Origin of the sequence: Lactobacillus sp. CBA3605 (assembly GCF_002970915.1) — a bacterium.
GTDB lineage: Bacteria > Bacillota > Bacilli > Lactobacillales > Lactobacillaceae > Lactiplantibacillus.
Window position 1 is genome coordinate 1,214,665 of the sequence record NZ_CP027190.1, and the last position, 16,129, is coordinate 1,230,793.

Sequence of the window (16,129 nt, forward strand, 5' to 3'; positions counted from 1 at the left end):
GACACCACTGTGTCACTTGCAGTTGAGTGCTGAAACCCTTTAATACCGTTTTATTAGTAATAACCGTATAATTAATTTTGACGGCTAAGCACGTTCGCTTAACCAACATTTTAATTATCATTGGAGGGCATTATGTATAATAAAGCATTTAAATATCCTGATAAAGCCGCCTACGAATTTGTCATTAAAGCGCTGGCCGCTAAGGGCATTACTTATAAAGAAATTGCGCAAATTACTTTTAATTTACAAATTAAGTATGTCCCAGAACTAACCATCGCCGAATGTGAAACAGAAGCCCAAGAAGTCTTGCATAAGCGCGAGCTCCTCAACAACGCAATGGTCGCCTTGGAATTAGATCGGTTAGCTACTGAAGGTCAGCTCAAAGAACCCCTTCAATCCATCGTCGCTAATGATGCTGGTGTTTTTGGCGTCGATGAAGGCTTAGCCCTCAACATGGCCAATATTTACGGAACCATCGGTGTCACTAATTATGGCTATGTGGATAAAGTTAAAGAAGGCGTTATTAAACAGCTAGATACTGATAAATCCGGCGTTGTTAATACCTTTATTGACGACCTTGTTGGGGCCATCGCCGCCGCTGTAGCCGCCAAAATTGCCCATAAATACGCTTAATTTCATAAAAAAAGAGTAAGAGCCGCTAACTGTCATCATCAGTTTATGATGACAGTTAGCGGCTCTTTATTTAATTTTTTTCAGGATGCCCCAAATCAATCCAATTGGTTGGAACTGGTTCGCTTTAAGCCATTTGGTGTTCTGATAATGATTTCATCTTTAGATACCGTTGTTCACGTGGAATAAACATCCGAATTTCATCTTGGTTGAACCCACAAAGTAAGCGATGGTCATCAAAAATAATTGGCCGCCGTAATAATTGTGGTGTCTGGCTCAACACATGGACTGCTTCACTTAACGGCATATCTTCAATTGGTGTCGTCTTACTTAATTGCCGATAAGCATTGGACTTAGTACTGATTAAATCATCAATGCCATTGTAAGTGTACTGCAACAAATGTTTAATTTCGACTTCGGTCAAAGGCTGGGCATTCATATTGCGTTCATGGAACGGAATCCGATGCTCTAATAACCAGCGATGGGCTTTGCGACAACTTGCGGTACTTGGTAACACACATAAGTTTATCATATTATTTTCCCCAATCTTGCTTGCCTCACAGTGCAACCCCCATTATTGTGCACTGTAATAGTTGACGTCATTAATTAACGTCTTAATCATAGCAAAATTTATATCCAATTACTAGCTTTTACGGGAAAATAAATTAAATAATTTAATTACCGCAGTTTAGCTGCCGTTATATTCCAAATTTATCAGCGCACCTATCAATTTTTTTATATTAATCAGTGGGACGACCACCTGGTTGCATCAAATAGTCCTTCAACACAATTGCTTGATTATAACGCTCGTCCTTGGCGCCATAGAGCAAAATGACGTTGTTTTTTTTAAGTTCATTATTGACAAGGTGACAAAAGTCCGAGCTTAGTGGGTTATTTTCAAGTTCACTTAAGTAACGTTTTTTAAACGCTGGATATTTTTCGGGCTCATGATTGAACCATTGCCGTAATTCCGTTGACGGCGCAATCGTTTTCACCCAATCATCTAACTGGGCATTAATTTTAGAAATACCGCGTGGCCATAATCGATCCACCAAAATTCGATACCCATCCAAGTCTACTGGTTTAGTATAAATACGTTCTACTTTTAATTTCACCCTGCACAACTCCCTTGATTAGTCGGTTTAGCGGCTGCGACTAACCCTATTATAACGCATCATTTTGATGAAATAATGTAACCGAAACCAATACTTTGAATAAAGCTGGCAACTGTTGGATAAGGGCCCTTTTATCCCTCTTGGTAGGTCTAAAAAAGTGAACGAGATAAACGAAAAAAGCAGGCGCTGCAAGTTGTGAATTCTTGCAGCGCCTGCTTGGCATCGGTCATCAGGGGACGCCGAAATGTGCACCAAAAATCAATTTGTTTTGCTTTCATGTTAATGCTTGCAAACTATTCGACTTTTGGCTCACTCTTTTTTATCATCAGATTACCCTTCCCCAACCACTACTTCAACCTGACCACGTTTCGGCACAAAGTTAATGTTATAGATTGGTTCGCGTAATACTTTTTCATATTCATCTAATACATCCGCTGGTAACGGGGTGTGCGCCGACAACGCCTGCATGAGATCATCGACAGAATAAACCTCCGCCATATTAATAAAAATCCGCATATTGCCAATCACATCATTTAACAATTCTGTTAAAATTGCGTTTGGTTTACCATTGCCATCCGTGACGACCACTTGGTTACTGTCAATTTCATTGTGATTAATTCTCGTTAGTTTAACGATATCAAATACATTTAGCATCCTGTCACCCTCCATTAAGTCGTGCGTTTGTCGTCACGATTAACGCCAAACAACCCTTAGTTTGCTAATAGTTTACCACAAATAACCTTAACTAAAACGGAGGAGCCGTTGAATCACTTATTTTTCCCGCTGCGCATAGCGGTCCCAAATTTTGGCCTGCACTTTCGGTGTGGGCAATTGGGTTAAGGCATTCGTCGTTACCAGCTTCCCAGCAAAATACGCTAAATCAGTCGACTCGGTAGTCCCAGCCAATAACTGAATCGTCCATTTTTGATGGGTAAAGGTATGGGTCACCGGTCGCACAGACAATGGCGCCACGGTCACTTTAAGCTGATACTCTTGTTGAAAATACAGCTGAACGGCCGTTATTAATTCAGTAGGCGTATACGCATCCGCTAATGCCAAATCCGCTACTTTAATCAGTGGGACCGTCCATAAATTAGCCAACATGCCTTGACTGGGACGCTGGGTCATTAGCCACTGATCCGCTTGTTTCACCACGACAGCCACATACGCTACCGGTTGTGGCCGTGGCTTTTTTGTCTTAACGGGATAATCCAATTCTTTGCCATCTAAATAAGCCTGATTAAATCGTTTGACCGGTGAATGGGCCGTATCCGGTTGACGAGCCGTCATATAACTCGCGCCTAAATCCATAATCGCTTGATTAAAATCGCCTGGGCGTGTCGGTGAAATTATCTTTGTAATCGCCCGTTCAAAAATCAAGCGGGTTTGCGGCTTAGCAATATCAGCATCAATTTCTAATAAGCGACTAAAAACCCGATAAGCATTACCATCCACCGCTGGTACGGGTTCATTAAAGGCAATACTTGCAATAGCACCTGCCGTGTAAGGCCCAATGCCAACCAGCTCGACTAATTCCGCAGCTGTTCGCGGCCATTGCCCCTCGTAATCAGCCAATAATTGGCGCGCACAACGTTGCATATTGCGTACCCGCGAATAATAGCCTAAGCCCTCCCAGGCCTTTAATAGCCGGTCTTCCGGTGCGGTTGCTAACGCATCAATCGTCGGAAACCAAGTCATGAACCGCTCATAATATGGGATTACCGTTTGAACCTGCGTTTGCTGTAACATAATCTCTGAAACCCAGATATGATATGGGTCGTGATCATGGCGCCAAGGCAAATCTCGACCGGCTTCATCAAACCAGGCTAACAACGTCGTTTGAAAATCACTAATCGTTGCCGCTGACCACTCAATCATGTAGACGACCTCCTAAAAACGCCACGTAACTCCGTTAAGGGGTCCGTGGCGTCCATTTTTTATTTAATCTAAAGTTCCAGCCAAATCAACTAATGTTTTTTCATAATGATCCGTAACACTTGAGTCTTGAAAATCAGCGTTAAAGACAGCTAAGGTTAAATATTCTGGATACTTATTAATAACTGCCGCCAAGCGCGTATTCATTTCTGGATATTTATGATCTTCATTGTTCAAAATATCGAGACTAGCCTGATAACAAACATTAGCTAGAAACAAATAATCAACAAAATAGTTAAAGCCTAATTGATTTTTTAGTTTAAAATGCGCATCAGCATCCACCGTTTCATGAATATTCGTTAAATACTTAGAAACAATTTCCTGATATTGACGCAACAACTCTTGTTTAGCTTGTGCATGCACTTCTGTCGCCATTTCATTCCCACCTAACTTACTCCTGTGAGAATTATAGCATATGACGCAATCCTAAATTAATGTTTTCAACTAATTCAGCCAATTGCTGATATTGCCAATGACGCTCAGCGGTTACCGCAGCTTGATCATTAGGTGCCGTCAAATTAACTAACTTAATCCCTTGATCTGCAGCCCGTAAGGCATTTTCATCGACATACGCCGATGCAATTGCCCAACTGATACATTCCAAAGCCGCCGCGCCAATTGAACTGGTACTGTTGGCAATCATCGCCTCAACCTTGGCACTGGCTTGCCGCACTTGATAAACACTTGCCAAATTAACTTGCCATAATTCATTCGCATCAATAGCCAATCGTAATTGGCGATCGTGCTTCTGATTATCATCGACATATTGCATCGCTTTTTTGGCAATTACTAACGCCCATTTGGCGAGTTGTTGTTGTGAGAGTTCACCGGTTAATCCTTCGATTTGGGACCGTATTCCAGGGTCATCATCAATCGATATTTTAGGGTGACTCGGTCTAAAACCTTCCGTCATCACGCATTCCTACTTTCTACTAATCCTACGACTGTTCCAAATACTTATTAACGCCACCTCAACGAAAATGGCTAATCGCCAATAATCGATGTTGGCGCCTTATCCTGTGGTTACAACAATTTACTTGCTCGCCAGTCACAATGTGTTGCCAAATGTAAAAGCGACTCCCGCTAGTCCTATATTGACCCAGCGTAACCACATTTGGAAACACAAGCGAACTACCGATATTGATAAATTGTAACAGAAAATAGGCCAATAAGTACCAATCAACTATCAAATTATTGAAAATCTTTAACTCTAGTAGTTGAACCTGCGATTTAGCACTATAGTACGCCCCCAAGCCGAAAAAACGGTAGTCCAAGTCTAACAACTCGGACCACCGTTAAGGTGTTAGCAAATTATTGAATCTCAATGTGTTGCGTATCCGCTGCGGCTTTCTTTGGCAACGTTAACTTCAAGACCCCATTCTCATAATGGGCTTCAATCTTCGTCGCATCCACATCAGGCAACGTGTATTCACGACCAAAGTGTCCGGTTTGCCGTTCACTAGTAATGACATTACCATCTTTATCGCTTTCGTCACTAATACTTTCACGTTTAGCTGTAATGGACAACTTACCATCACGATATTTTAGCGCCAAATCTTTTTTCTCAATCCCTGGAACATCAACTTGCATCTCATATTGTTCATCGGTTTCTTTAATATCGGTCTTCAAAATTGCATTGCTGGTCGTGCCATTCAAGAAAGAACGACCTAATCCGTTCACCAAGTCATCGACCTTCGTTAAATCATTGAACCGATCAAATAAATCATTGTGCCAATTTGTCATATCATTAGCCATATGCAATCACCCTTTCAACTTGTTTACATCTTTAATCTTAATCGTTTGTGACCTAATTGCAAGAATTTAGCACTCTTAATCAGCGAGTGCTAAAATATTAATCCACGCGATAAGCCTGCATATCAACTGGAATCAGCCGTACCACTTTATGGGGAGAAATTGTTAAGTTCTTAGTGGTCGCTGATTGCGGCCACTCCGCCTTAGGTCGGTCCGCCAATTCCAAGCCCACCAACATCCGAATCCGATCCAAAATATCTGGCACTGCAAATGCGTTATCGCCCTGATTAAACGACGTTTGTAAGGTCGTCATTTCGACTTGCAGATGGTGCTCCCGAAAAATAAACGTGACCGGAACCTCAACCATCTCAGTCGATTGCGGTGATGCTTGTGCCAGGGTTTGGTCCAATGTCGTAATAAAAGTTGTAAATTCATCCATTGATGTCACCCCCTCTAGTTAGAGTACATTATACTGCAACCGCTTACTAACGGCATCAAAAAAAGAGTTATGACCGTAGCCATAACCCTTTAACTGTCAAAATATTAGTTATTAGATAATTTTTTTGCATCTTCGTCGATCGTTTCAAAACCGGAAACGCCGCTCTTCTTCTTTGGATGCTTTGCACGTTCTTCTTCAGCCTTTTGAATCATAGCTTTTTTCTGTTCCTTGCTAAGCTTTTGTGCCATGATAATCGCCTCTTTTATATTGGTAAACGAAGCCTCGCCTCGTTACTTATTCATTATAGTGCTATTTTGTCCGAATAGCGCACTTTTAGATCAAAAATTTTCAAAACCGTTCGCTTGTATTCTGTAATAATAAGATTTACAGTTAAATTATTCAGGAGGGGATACCATGACAAAAGTACTTATCTTAGGGGCTGCCGGTCAAATCGCCCGGTTAGCTGAACAACAATTTTTAAACGACACACAAGTAGAACTCACACTTTACTTACGAAATGCACAACGGGTTAACGACTTAAAATCAGATCGTGTCACCATCATTGACGGTGATACAACTGACGTAACCAAGCTGACCCAAGCGATGCAAGGTCAAGATGTGGTCTACGCTAACTTAGCTGGCCAAAATATTAAGGCGCAAGCCGAGACCGTTGTGACTGCGATGCATACCGCCGGACTCAAACGCCTCATTTGGATTTCAACGTTAGGTATTTATGATGAAGTTCCTGGTAAATTTGGCGAATGGAACAATGCCACTTTAGGTAGCTACCTGACTCATTACTTTGATGCCGCCCAAGTCCTAGAACAATCTGACTTAGATTACACCATTATTCGGCCAGCTTGGTTAACGAACAAAGCCGAAACCGATTATGAATTGACTCAACGCCATGATGCCTTTAAAGGTACTGAAGTTTCACGCCAAAGTATCGCCGCGTTAGTCGTCCAATTAGTTCAAAATCCAACCACACACTTACGAACATCCTTAGGGGTTAATAAGCCCAATACCGATGGCGATAAGCCAGCTTGGTATTAATAGCAACGTGGATCAAATGACAAAACAGTTCCAGTCATTTGATCCACGTTTTTTAATGCTTTTTTCATTTTAAACCCGCTTAAATCAAGCTTCATAATTCATGGACCTTCCAAGTTGACGCCATTTAAATGTGGTGTTAAATTGTAAACTTAATTTGAAAATAACCAGGTTTTCTGACCTAGTTTTCCAGGAGGCTGCACATTGAATTTGAAATGGTATGTTAAACAATTTTCCGGTCTAACGACGATTCAATTACACGATATTTATCAACTCCGCGCAAAAAGTTTCGTCCAAGAACAAGCCCGGAGTTATCAAGACCCTGATGATACCGATTTTGACGCTCGTCATATTTTTGCTTACGATAATGGTCACTTAGTCGCCTATGCACGGATTTATGAACATGCTGGGGTCGTGACTTTTGGCCGTATCACAACTGATAGTACGTATCGCGGCACTGGTCTCGGTAAACAGCTCATGAACCATGTCATGGCAATTTTGAAAGTTCATTATGCCGATGCTCAGATTGAAATTGACGCTCAAACCCAAGTTCAAAAGTTTTACGAAAAATTCGGCCTAACAACCCAAGGGGACCCCTTTACCGATTTAGGCGCCGAAGTTATCAAAATGCAAGCACCCGTTCAAGCTTTGGTAATGGCTTGACGAACGCAATGAAACCTGGATAAAAGAAAATAGTCGCCCCAAGAATAAATTCTTGAAGCGGCTATTTAGTATCTGTCATTACGGTACCAAAACAGGTATCCAAAAGCAGTTTCGTTCGCTCTCATTTTTGAGTTAATTATTTTTTGAATGTAACGGCCATGACCGTATCGCCGTGTTTGACTGTCGTTGAAATAATGGGCTGAACCGGATTTAAACACCCTGGTTGTGTAAAGAATGTAATCACCGCATCATTATACCCACTTTGTCGAATCAAATCCCGATCAAAGGTTAATAATAAGTCACCCGCTTGAACTTGCTGACCATCTTGGTAATAGGTCGTAAAACCGGCACCACGAAGATTGACCGTATCAATGCCCGCATGAATAATGGTTTCTAACCCCGACGCTGATACAATACCAAAAGTATGTTTCGTTGAGAACGTAAACTTAATCGTCCCGTCAAACGGTGCATAAATTCGACCGTCGCTCGGTTGAATAGCGAAACCAGTTCCTGGCAAGCCAGCTTGGTTAACGCCATTATCAACGTCAGCAAGTGCTAACATTTTACCGCTTACTGGGGCCAATACCGTGGTAGAAGTTGCTTCAATCGGCTTATCATCCGCACTAATCGTCATTTCACCCTGTGCTAATTTTGCCTGTAGTTCATCCACAATTTCAGCATGCGTCTTTTCTGTAATCTTCACTTTAAACATAAAGACAACTAGGGCTAAAATCGAACAAACTAATGGGGTATAAAAAGCTAACAGTTCAAACATGTGAATATTATGCGCCGAAATATCGGCAGCCGTAGCACTGCCAGTCATTCCTGCAAGAATGGCAATTGATCCGACAATTCCATTTGAAAATGCACCAGTAATTTTATCTAACATGGGGCGCACCGCCAAAACTACGGCCTCATTTCGATTACCATTTTTTAATTGCCCATATTCAATTGAATCAGTAAGTGATAATACTACGACCAATTGTGCAAAAGTAAAGTTGAATAAAATCAGACCTACAATTAACAATGGTAGATTAGTCTTAGCTGTAATAAAAATCACATATGATAAAATCATCGCAACTTGTCCGACAGCAAATAAAATTTTTCGTGGAATAAATCGATTTAAAATTGGATACAATGGTGCCGTGCCAAACCCAACTACTGTTGCTACTGCACCGGCAATCCAAAATTCACCAGGTTGACCGATTACAAATTTGAACAAATAGAAGAGTACCCCATTCGTAACCACATAGGCTAACGAATAAAGTAGATATGATAAGCTAATCCATAAGATTTGATCATTTTTAGCAATACCAACAAAAACGTCTTTAATTGAAGTTTTTTGCTTTGCTGCTTGTCGAATCACATTATTTTTTTCGGTGGTGCCAAAAGCCACTGCCAAAGATGACAACACTGCCACGATAGCAACAATGATTGCAAATGCCAACCAACCTTGCGGGCCTTGCGTATGTTTTCCAGTCGCTACAAAGGTAAAATAAGTTGTAATCGGCACAACAACCATTGTTAATCCGTTCCAACCGATTGAACCGGTAAAACTTCCTAGCGCTGTAAAGATCCCCCGTGCATGACTATCTTCACTAATCGCTGGTACCATCCCCCAGTATGAGACATCTGCAAATGAATAAAACACGTCCAATAGAATGAATAGAATTACGAATATAATTGCAAATAATACCCAATTAACTTTAGCTAATCCAAAGATTCCAGTAAAAATAATCACAAGTAAAATCGAACTCACAACGCTCCCAATTACTTGCCAAGGTTTAAATTTTCCCCATCGAGTCTCAGTGTTATCTACGATATTCCCCAGAATTGGATCAACCACCACTTCAGCTAACCGAATCACAACAACTAATCCCGTAATTAGCCCAATCAGTCGATTAGCAATAGCGGTCGGAACTCCTGTAAACATGCCACTAGTGACATAGACAATAAAATACGTACTTAAAGCCCCATAAAAGGCTGAATGACCAAGATTACCTAAAGCAAAGGCAATCCCCTCGTTAATTTGGCGCCAAGATAATGCTTTTTTAGGTGCTACTGGTTGTTTTACATGTTCTTCCATCTTAAATTCACCCCACTATGATTTTTTATTTCTTTTCAGAAAAAATCTGGACCCCATAAGCCGCTAATGATTGTTTACCTTGAACATTTTGGTTGCCATGCAAGACATTCATCAGCTTGGTCGCAAACTGAATTTGCGTCGCTTGATGACTAAAATTAATGACAAAATAATATCGCATTGTGGCATTTTCACGGATTTGAATCGAAACATTAGAGGTTTCTTTTTTTATTGGTAGCATTGATTTTAGCTGTAATTTCGTTGCCACTCGTTGGTAAAAATCATGGTGTAACGCCGATTCGCCACGACCAGCCAGATAATAAGCCGTCCCCTGACCAAGTACATGTTTCGTTAAAGCTGCTGAACCGGCATAGAAATCTTGACCATAAGTCCCTAAGACTTCTGCATCCGAAATGGTCAAAATATCACTATAATCCCGACTTTCATAGGTATTACCAAACGCCTTAATTTGATTATGCTGTCCAGGATAATACGTATCTGTTTCGGTGACAGCTAGCCCATAAGTTGCTTGTAAATCAGGTAACCAGCTACCTTGATAGGCAAGAAAATTGGAATCAACAAGTCCAGTAATATAGGTTCCAACTAAGGTACCACCTTGCGCTACATACGTTTTAAGCTTAGCTGCAAAACCCTTACTCATCATAAAATGCATTGGATCAATGACTAGTTTATAGGCCGCCAAATCCACATCAGTTCCGACAACATCGACTGGAATATCATGCTCCCAAAAGTATTGATATTGATTTTGAATCGTGACCCAATATTGCTTAGTTGCATTTGCATAGTTACGTGCATCATCCAGCGCCCACATATTATCGTAGTCAAACACAATTGCTACTTCTGCAATACGATGCGTCGTTGCATGAATCGCTTGCATAGCCTCTAAATCAGCGCCAACGGTCGTAACATCTTTAAAAACACGGGTCTGATCACTAAGATTATTCGTAATAACAGCACCATGAAACATCTCAGAAGCGCCTCGGGACTGATGCAATTGGAAATACATAATAGAATCAGCACCATGAGCAATTTCTTGTAAGCTTGCCATTTCATGCATACCAGGTCGCTTAGCGCGATTATACGGGTGCCAATTAACCTGCGATGGGGTGTTCTCCATAATTAAGTAATTATCTTGTTTTAAGCTCCGCATCATATCATTCATTAAAGCTGTTTTCATCGCTAGCTTAGCGGTAGACTCATAACCATTAGCCCAGTTAGGATAGGAATCCCAACTCACAATATCAACGTGAGTTGCAAACTTTTGATAGTCTAAATCATAAAAGACATGAGATTCTGGTGGATTTCCGCCCATAAAGTTAGTCGTTACCGGAATGTTAGGTGTTAATTCTCGGAACGGTTTAATTTCAGTCTCAAAAAAGTCAATCGTCCGATCAGTTACAAAACGTTTCCAATCCAAATTAAGACCCATCACATTTTGATCACCATGTGGATTAGGCGCTTGAATTTGTTGCCAATCAGTATAGGCATGCGCCCAAAAGCCATTCCAATAGGCGTGATTTAGTTGCGTTAATGTTTGATATTTAGCCTTCAACCAATCACGAAAAGCTGCTTGACATAAGTCACAATAGCACTGACCACCATACTCATTAGAAACATGCCATAAAATTAAATTATCACGTTGACCATATCGTTCAGCTAACTTGCGATTAATCAATTGCACTTTTTTGCGATAAATTGGAGACGTATAGCAATGATTATGCCGTTCACCAAACTCATTTCGGTGTCCATTCTCATCCACACGTAAAACCTCTGAATATTTAGCTGCCAACCAACGTGGTCGAGCACCACTAGGTGTTGATAAGATCACTTGCATATTTTGAGCAGCAGCACGATCAAAAATATCGTCTAACCAACCAAAATTATAATGACCCTCACTTGGTTCTAATTTTGCCCATGAAAAAATCCCAACCGTAATGGTGTTTAATTTAGCACTTTTGAATAATTCAAAATCATTATCAATTACAGCTGGTTGATCCAACCATTGATCGGGGTTGTAATCCCCACCGTGAAGAAATTGAGTTGTACTTAGTGGATTTGTCATACTTATATTTACTCGCTTTCATTTGTGTCTAATTATTACTAATCGCTGGTCTCATCATATGATATTAAGTATAGATATGTAAGCGGTTTAATAAATTAATTACTAAAGATTAGTAACGCTTGTTTAGGCTCGTTTACTACCGATCTTAGCTTTACATTCGCAAATGTAAGCGTATTATTAGTTTCTGATAGTAACAATCGTTATTTTTTTAGTAAACATGGTTATTAGGAGGCAGTCCATTGACTACTATTAGAGAAATTGCTGCGCAAGCAGGTTACTCGCCAGCAACTGTTTCACGTTTATTAAACAATGATCCGACATTTTCAATTTCGGATACTGCTCGTAAGCGAATTCTAAAAACAGTTCAAAGTTTGAATTATCAACGTCCAAATACGACCCACGGCTTAGCTTATAAAATTGCCGTAATTTTTTCTGTTCAACCTCAAAAAGAACTGGCAGATGTTTACTATAGTAATTTACGTAAAAGCATCATTGATCATGGTGACAAAGCTAACTTGGTGTTAACCTTTTATCACAATATCGAAGCAGTTCCTACCCCGATTGATGGCCTGATTGCGGTTGGTCAATTCCGACCAAATCAACTACAACAATTACAATCCTTATCACCACATCGAATCTTCGTGGATGCTAACCCTGACCCTCACCACTTTAGTTCCGTACAACCCAATCTAATGGCTATGACTGAACGAGCTATTAATTTATTTCGTCAACAACATCGAACTCCCATCGGCTTTATCGGTGGCGGTTACTGGAATACACAACAATCTGATACGGGCCATCTAGATGATCGACGTAAATTTTTTGAAAGCTATATGCGTGAATTGAACCTATATGATGATCGTTTTGTCTTCATTGGTAAAGACTTCTCAGTCGAAAGCGGTTATGCCCTAGGCCAAAAGATAGTCGCTTCTCAATCAGATCAGTCCCTTCCCAAGGGCTTTTTAATTGCTTCGGATTCTTTATCTGTTGGGGTCCTACAAGCCTTCAATGAAAATAAGATTACCGTGCCAACAGACACAACTATTATCAGCATTAATGACATTGACATTGCACGTTACGTTTCACCACCATTAACAACTTTCCGAATTGATACCAACGAACTAGGACGTGTTGCTATTGACACTTTAAAAGCCGCCTTAATTTTTAAGACAACCGATAACCGTACCATTCTGTTAGATGCCAATTTAATTTATCGCAAAAGTTTTCCCAAACTTGGAACTCAAGCCACAAATTAGACCATTACATCTACAGAACTTTGGTATCACATTTATACATTTAAGGCATTAAAGCCTGATTAATCAGCATTCATACCCAGCATTTAATTCTTCAAATCGGCTTGATTGAATTTGTGAGTTGTGTAACAATAGCAATTGTAAGCGTTTTACATACTAATGAAGTGAGGTACTAATTATTATGAAAATTAAAGCAGCAGTTGTTGATCAATTTAATGATCCATTCGTCATTAAAGACGATATTGAATTGGCTGAAATGGGACCAACTGATTTACAAGTTAAACTAGTTGCGAGTGGAATTTGCCACTCGGATGAAGCGATTCGTAAAGGGGACGCTTCCCTAGGTTATCCGGTTATTCTCGGTCATGAAGGTTCTGGGATTATTGAAAAAGTTGGTCCTCAAGTGAAAGATTTTAGCGTAGGCGATCATATTGTCATGTCTTTTTACGCCGATGGCACTTGTGACAATTGTTTAAAAGGGATGCCAACTAAATGCCGCCACTATGCCGACTATAATTTGAGCGGCACACGGCCAGATGGATCCGATCATTTCCAAGAAAACGGCACCCATGTCAGTGATATGTTTGACCAATCCTCATTCACAACTCATACGGTTATTGACCAGCGCAATGCCGTTAAAGTCGACAAAACCTTAGATTTACGGCGCTTAGGACCTTTAGGCTGTGGCTATGTCACTGGCAGTGGCACCGTTTTGAACAGTCTACAACCACGTCCCGGCCAAACGATCGCCGTCTTTGGGACTGGTGCGGTTGGTTTAGCAGCAATGATGGCTGGTAAAATTTCTGGTTGTACCGAAGTTATTGCGGTCGACATCGTGGATTCTCGCTTAGCCTTAGCGAAAGAACTAGGTGCAACTCACACGATTAACAGTAAAACGGAAGATCCAGTGGCAGCCATCAAAAAGTTAACCAATGGCTACGGTGTTGATTTCACTGTTGATACGACTGGGGTAGAACCCGTAATGGTCGCTGCTATTCATGCCTTGGCTCAAGGTGGGACTGCCGCTTTAATTGCTGTTACGTCTAAGAATATTACTATCAGTTCATGGAATGACCTCTGTGTTGATGATAAAAAAGTTATCGGGGTTAACATGGGGGATGCCATTCCTCAAGTCGACGTGCCACGCCTCATTGACTTCTATCAACATGGTATGTTCCCATTTGAAAAGACCGAAAAGTTCTACAAGTTTGCGGATATTAATCAAGCCAATGCAGACTCAGTGAGTGGTAAAACCATCAAGCCCGTCCTAATTATTGACGAAGACTATCAACCTGAAGCTTAATTTAGCTCAAACACAAAAAGCGGTCACAATTTTAAAATTGCGACCGCTTTTTGTGTTACTGCGATAACGTTAATCTAACGTTGATTTACTACGATAATGCTGCAAAATATAAATAGCAAAAACGACTAAGATTGAGCCAATAATTTCAACGATGCTAACTTTTAGATTCAAGAAAATAATACTCAATATGAATGTCACCACCGGTTGCACAGCATCAACAATACTAACAACCGCAGAAGGCGCGTATTGTAAGCTATGCAATAATGCTGAAAACGCAAAGATCGTCCCAATTAAGACAACGGCGCCAATTGAAACCACTAATCTTGGCGTAATAGTTGGGGCACCACGCCAAAGTGGATGATAGAGATTGAATAGAATCCCGGCAATTAAAGTCCCCCAACCCAAAACGATAATTGGGGAGTTTTCAGCAACAATTCGCCGGGGCAAGACCACGTACAAGGCCGCCGTAACCCCCGACAAAATTCCCCAAATGAGCGCATTCATCGGAATCGCTAATTCATGAATATTCCCCCGCGTAATCGCCAAAAAGACACCTAACAGCGAAACCCCAAAAGCAATCATATCGGTACGCAAAGGCCATTCACGCTTGAACACTAACGTTCCCAGCACAATAAATAGCGGACTTAGATACTGTAGAATTGTCGCTGACGCTGCACTTCCTTCTTCAATACTAACGTAAAAGGTATACATATTCGCCATCAGCCCAACTGTGGCATACGCCAACAGTTGCCCAGCTGAACGCCAACTCTTAAAAATCTTAAAAATACCCATGCCACGTTGCATAAACCCAATTGCCAGTAGAATAATCCCGGCAGATAGTGTCCGTACTGATAAGAACCAGTCTGCTGGAATCGCTTGGTTTTGCGAAATGAACTGCATGACCGTGCCAGAAATCCCCCAAAGGGTTGAGGCCAACATGGCCCACATAATACCTTTCATATAACGGTTAGTTGTGGTTGTTTTCAATTTTTAATTACCCCAGTTTTTAGATTAATGGCAATATTATACCGGGGCATGATTAAAACTCACTGAAAATTGACCGCATATTTCCAATAAAAAAATAACAGATTTCAACCTTTTTTACGACACCCACGCTTAAAATAACGTCCCAATATAATAATGAATAAACATTGTAATAATACCCACAATCACATTACGTGTAACGGCCGTTTTAACGTTCCCTTTACCAAGTACCGCTGATAAATAACCGGTTAACGCCACTGACAAAGATACGGCCAGAATTGTTCCAGGCCATTTTAAAGCTGTCGGTAAAAAAGTCATGGCTACCAATGGGAAGACGCCACCTGCTGAAGCTGAAAATAATGACGAAAAGGCCGCATCCCAAGGATTCATATAATGGCCTAATTGAATGTCATACTTGATACTCGCCATGGTCTTCAAGGGCTGCTTTGCTAACAAATCTTCCGCAATCGCCTGTGATGTCTGTTCCGTCACCCCTAAAGCCCGATAATGGCGTTTAACTGCGGCTAGTTCATCATCAAAGTTGGTCTCTAACAACTGCCGTTCCCGTTCAACGACTGACTTTTCCGTATCTTTTTGAGTACTGACCGACGCATACTCGCCAGAAGCCATCGAAAAAGCACAAGCCAATAGATCCGATAGTCCCGCAATAAAAATTGTAAACTGATTACTAGTCGCTGCGGCGACACTAAAAAGCACCCCGACAACGGTTAAAATCCCATCATTTGACCCTAATACACCAGCTCGCAACGTATTCAACTTTTCGTCCATGGTCTGTTGCGTTTTTTTTGATTTTGTCTTTGTTCTCAACATCTTGTTGT

General features: G+C 40.9%; 18 protein-coding genes. 5 read left to right on the forward strand and 13 right to left on the reverse strand.

The window, feature by feature from the left end; translation table 11 throughout:
• Nucleotides 1-132: 132 nt before the first annotated feature.
• The gene (locus C5Z25_RS05935; protein ID WP_105451796.1) at nucleotides 133-633 is read left to right on the forward strand and encodes a phosphatidylglycerophosphatase A family protein; all 501 of its coding nucleotides are present in this window, start codon (nucleotides 133-135) and stop codon (nucleotides 631-633) included.
• 124 nt (nucleotides 634-757) lie between these two features.
• Here C5Z25_RS05935 and C5Z25_RS05940 read toward each other — a convergent pair whose 3' ends face one another.
• The 9 genes from C5Z25_RS05940 to C5Z25_RS12580 all read right to left on the reverse strand — a co-directional run bounded on the left by C5Z25_RS05940 (nucleotide 758) and on the right by C5Z25_RS12580 (nucleotide 6,119).
• Entirely contained in the window at nucleotides 758-1,162 is a 405-nt protein-coding gene (locus tag C5Z25_RS05940; protein ID WP_105449303.1) for a Spx/MgsR family RNA polymerase-binding regulatory protein, read from the reverse strand.
• Between the two features lie 208 nt (nucleotides 1,163-1,370).
• On the reverse strand, nucleotides 1,371-1,745 hold the full coding sequence (locus C5Z25_RS05945; RefSeq protein ID WP_105451797.1) for a DUF488 domain-containing protein: 375 nt from the start codon (nucleotides 1,743-1,745) through the stop codon (nucleotides 1,371-1,373).
• Nucleotides 1,746-2,075: 330 nt separating this feature from the next.
• Nucleotides 2,076-2,399, reverse strand: coding sequence for a hypothetical protein (locus C5Z25_RS05950; protein WP_105449310.1), 324 nt, complete (start codon nucleotides 2,397-2,399; stop codon nucleotides 2,076-2,078).
• Nucleotides 2,400-2,516: 117 nt separating this feature from the next.
• Nucleotides 2,517-3,623: an A/G-specific adenine glycosylase gene (mutY, locus tag C5Z25_RS05955; RefSeq protein WP_105451798.1), complete on the reverse strand. Its 1,107-nt coding sequence runs from the start codon at nucleotides 3,621-3,623 to the stop codon at nucleotides 2,517-2,519.
• Nucleotides 3,624-3,686: 63 nt separating this feature from the next.
• Complete coding sequence (locus tag C5Z25_RS05960; RefSeq protein ID WP_105451799.1) at nucleotides 3,687-4,055, reverse strand: hypothetical protein; 369 nt, start codon at nucleotides 4,053-4,055, stop codon at nucleotides 3,687-3,689.
• Between the two features lie 31 nt (nucleotides 4,056-4,086).
• The gene (locus C5Z25_RS05965) at nucleotides 4,087-4,593 is read right to left on the reverse strand and encodes a putative immunity protein (protein WP_105449313.1); all 507 of its coding nucleotides are present in this window, start codon (nucleotides 4,591-4,593) and stop codon (nucleotides 4,087-4,089) included.
• Nucleotides 4,594-4,991: 398 nt separating this feature from the next.
• Nucleotides 4,992-5,435, reverse strand: coding sequence for an Hsp20/alpha crystallin family protein (locus C5Z25_RS05970; protein ID WP_105451800.1), 444 nt, complete (start codon nucleotides 5,433-5,435; stop codon nucleotides 4,992-4,994).
• Between the two features lie 97 nt (nucleotides 5,436-5,532).
• Nucleotides 5,533-5,871 (reverse strand): hypothetical protein, encoded by a 339-nt coding sequence (locus C5Z25_RS05975; protein ID WP_105451801.1) that lies wholly within the window; start codon nucleotides 5,869-5,871, stop codon nucleotides 5,533-5,535.
• Between the two features lie 104 nt (nucleotides 5,872-5,975).
• Nucleotides 5,976-6,119 (reverse strand): hypothetical protein, encoded by a 144-nt coding sequence (locus C5Z25_RS12580; protein WP_003642964.1) that lies wholly within the window; start codon nucleotides 6,117-6,119, stop codon nucleotides 5,976-5,978.
• Between the two features lie 166 nt (nucleotides 6,120-6,285).
• On the opposite strand from C5Z25_RS12580, the gene C5Z25_RS05980 reads away from it, so the two are divergent.
• Together C5Z25_RS05980 and C5Z25_RS05985 are read left to right on the forward strand one after the other, a co-directional pair.
• A complete protein-coding gene (locus C5Z25_RS05980) occupies nucleotides 6,286-6,924 on the forward strand; it encodes an SDR family oxidoreductase (protein WP_105451802.1) in 639 nt (212 codons plus the stop codon).
• 201 nt (nucleotides 6,925-7,125) lie between these two features.
• Complete coding sequence (locus tag C5Z25_RS05985) at nucleotides 7,126-7,584, forward strand: GNAT family N-acetyltransferase (RefSeq protein ID WP_105451803.1); 459 nt, start codon at nucleotides 7,126-7,128, stop codon at nucleotides 7,582-7,584.
• Between the two features lie 136 nt (nucleotides 7,585-7,720).
• Here the strand turns inward: C5Z25_RS05985 and C5Z25_RS05990 are convergent, their stop codons facing one another.
• Both C5Z25_RS05990 and C5Z25_RS05995 read right to left on the reverse strand, forming a co-directional pair.
• Nucleotides 7,721-9,670: a sugar MFS transporter gene (locus C5Z25_RS05990; protein WP_105451804.1), complete on the reverse strand. Its 1,950-nt coding sequence runs from the start codon at nucleotides 9,668-9,670 to the stop codon at nucleotides 7,721-7,723.
• A 25-nt stretch (nucleotides 9,671-9,695) separates the two neighbouring features.
• Nucleotides 9,696-11,750, reverse strand: a complete 2,055-nt coding sequence (locus C5Z25_RS05995) for a beta-galactosidase (RefSeq protein WP_105451805.1) — start codon at nucleotides 11,748-11,750, stop codon at nucleotides 9,696-9,698.
• 239 nt (nucleotides 11,751-11,989) lie between these two features.
• Here C5Z25_RS05995 and C5Z25_RS06000 point away from each other — a divergent pair, with 239 nt between their 5' ends.
• Both C5Z25_RS06000 and C5Z25_RS06005 read left to right on the forward strand, forming a co-directional pair.
• Complete coding sequence (locus C5Z25_RS06000; RefSeq protein ID WP_105451806.1) at nucleotides 11,990-13,006, forward strand: LacI family DNA-binding transcriptional regulator; 1,017 nt, start codon at nucleotides 11,990-11,992, stop codon at nucleotides 13,004-13,006.
• Nucleotides 13,007-13,184: 178 nt separating this feature from the next.
• On the forward strand, nucleotides 13,185-14,306 hold the full coding sequence (locus C5Z25_RS06005) for an NAD(P)-dependent alcohol dehydrogenase (RefSeq protein ID WP_105451807.1): 1,122 nt from the start codon (nucleotides 13,185-13,187) through the stop codon (nucleotides 14,304-14,306).
• Nucleotides 14,307-14,375: 69 nt separating this feature from the next.
• Here the strand turns inward: C5Z25_RS06005 and C5Z25_RS06010 are convergent, their stop codons facing one another.
• Together C5Z25_RS06010 and C5Z25_RS06015 are read right to left on the reverse strand one after the other, a co-directional pair.
• The gene (locus tag C5Z25_RS06010; protein WP_105452849.1) at nucleotides 14,376-15,266 is read right to left on the reverse strand and encodes a DMT family transporter; all 891 of its coding nucleotides are present in this window, start codon (nucleotides 15,264-15,266) and stop codon (nucleotides 14,376-14,378) included.
• Nucleotides 15,267-15,422: 156 nt separating this feature from the next.
• Nucleotides 15,423-16,121, reverse strand: coding sequence for a VIT1/CCC1 transporter family protein (locus C5Z25_RS06015; RefSeq protein WP_105451808.1), 699 nt, complete (start codon nucleotides 16,119-16,121; stop codon nucleotides 15,423-15,425).
• Between the last annotated feature and the right edge of the window lie 8 nt (nucleotides 16,122-16,129).

Excerpts from the sequence above, each read along its gene's own strand:
- mutY (WP_105451798.1), bottom strand. The coding sequence starts at position 3,623 with ATGATTGAGTGGTCAGCGGCAACGATTAGTGATTTTCAAACGACGTTG.
- C5Z25_RS05995 (WP_105451805.1), bottom strand. The coding sequence starts at position 11,750 with ATGACAAATCCACTAAGTACAACTCAATTTCTTCACGGTGGGGATTAC.
- C5Z25_RS12580 (WP_003642964.1), bottom strand. The coding sequence starts at position 6,119 with ATGGCACAAAAGCTTAGCAAGGAACAGAAAAAAGCTATGATTCAAAAG.
- C5Z25_RS05970 (WP_105451800.1), bottom strand. The coding sequence starts at position 5,435 with ATGGCTAATGATATGACAAATTGGCACAATGATTTATTTGATCGGTTC.
- C5Z25_RS05950 (WP_105449310.1), bottom strand. The coding sequence starts at position 2,399 with ATGCTAAATGTATTTGATATCGTTAAACTAACGAGAATTAATCACAAT.
- C5Z25_RS05935 (WP_105451796.1), top strand. The coding sequence starts at position 133 with ATGTATAATAAAGCATTTAAATATCCTGATAAAGCCGCCTACGAATTT.
- C5Z25_RS05960 (WP_105451799.1), bottom strand. The coding sequence starts at position 4,055 with ATGGCGACAGAAGTGCATGCACAAGCTAAACAAGAGTTGTTGCGTCAA.
- C5Z25_RS05980 (WP_105451802.1), top strand. The coding sequence starts at position 6,286 with ATGACAAAAGTACTTATCTTAGGGGCTGCCGGTCAAATCGCCCGGTTA.
- C5Z25_RS06015 (WP_105451808.1), bottom strand. The coding sequence starts at position 16,121 with ATGTTGAGAACAAAGACAAAATCAAAAAAAACGCAACAGACCATGGAC.
- C5Z25_RS05975 (WP_105451801.1), bottom strand. The coding sequence starts at position 5,871 with ATGGATGAATTTACAACTTTTATTACGACATTGGACCAAACCCTGGCA.
- C5Z25_RS06005 (WP_105451807.1), top strand. The coding sequence starts at position 13,185 with ATGAAAATTAAAGCAGCAGTTGTTGATCAATTTAATGATCCATTCGTC.
- C5Z25_RS05940 (WP_105449303.1), bottom strand. The coding sequence starts at position 1,162 with ATGATAAACTTATGTGTGTTACCAAGTACCGCAAGTTGTCGCAAAGCC.
- C5Z25_RS05965 (WP_105449313.1), bottom strand. The coding sequence starts at position 4,593 with ATGACGGAAGGTTTTAGACCGAGTCACCCTAAAATATCGATTGATGAT.
- C5Z25_RS06010 (WP_105452849.1), bottom strand. The coding sequence starts at position 15,266 with ATGAAAGGTATTATGTGGGCCATGTTGGCCTCAACCCTTTGGGGGATT.
- C5Z25_RS05990 (WP_105451804.1), bottom strand. The coding sequence starts at position 9,670 with ATGGAAGAACATGTAAAACAACCAGTAGCACCTAAAAAAGCATTATCT.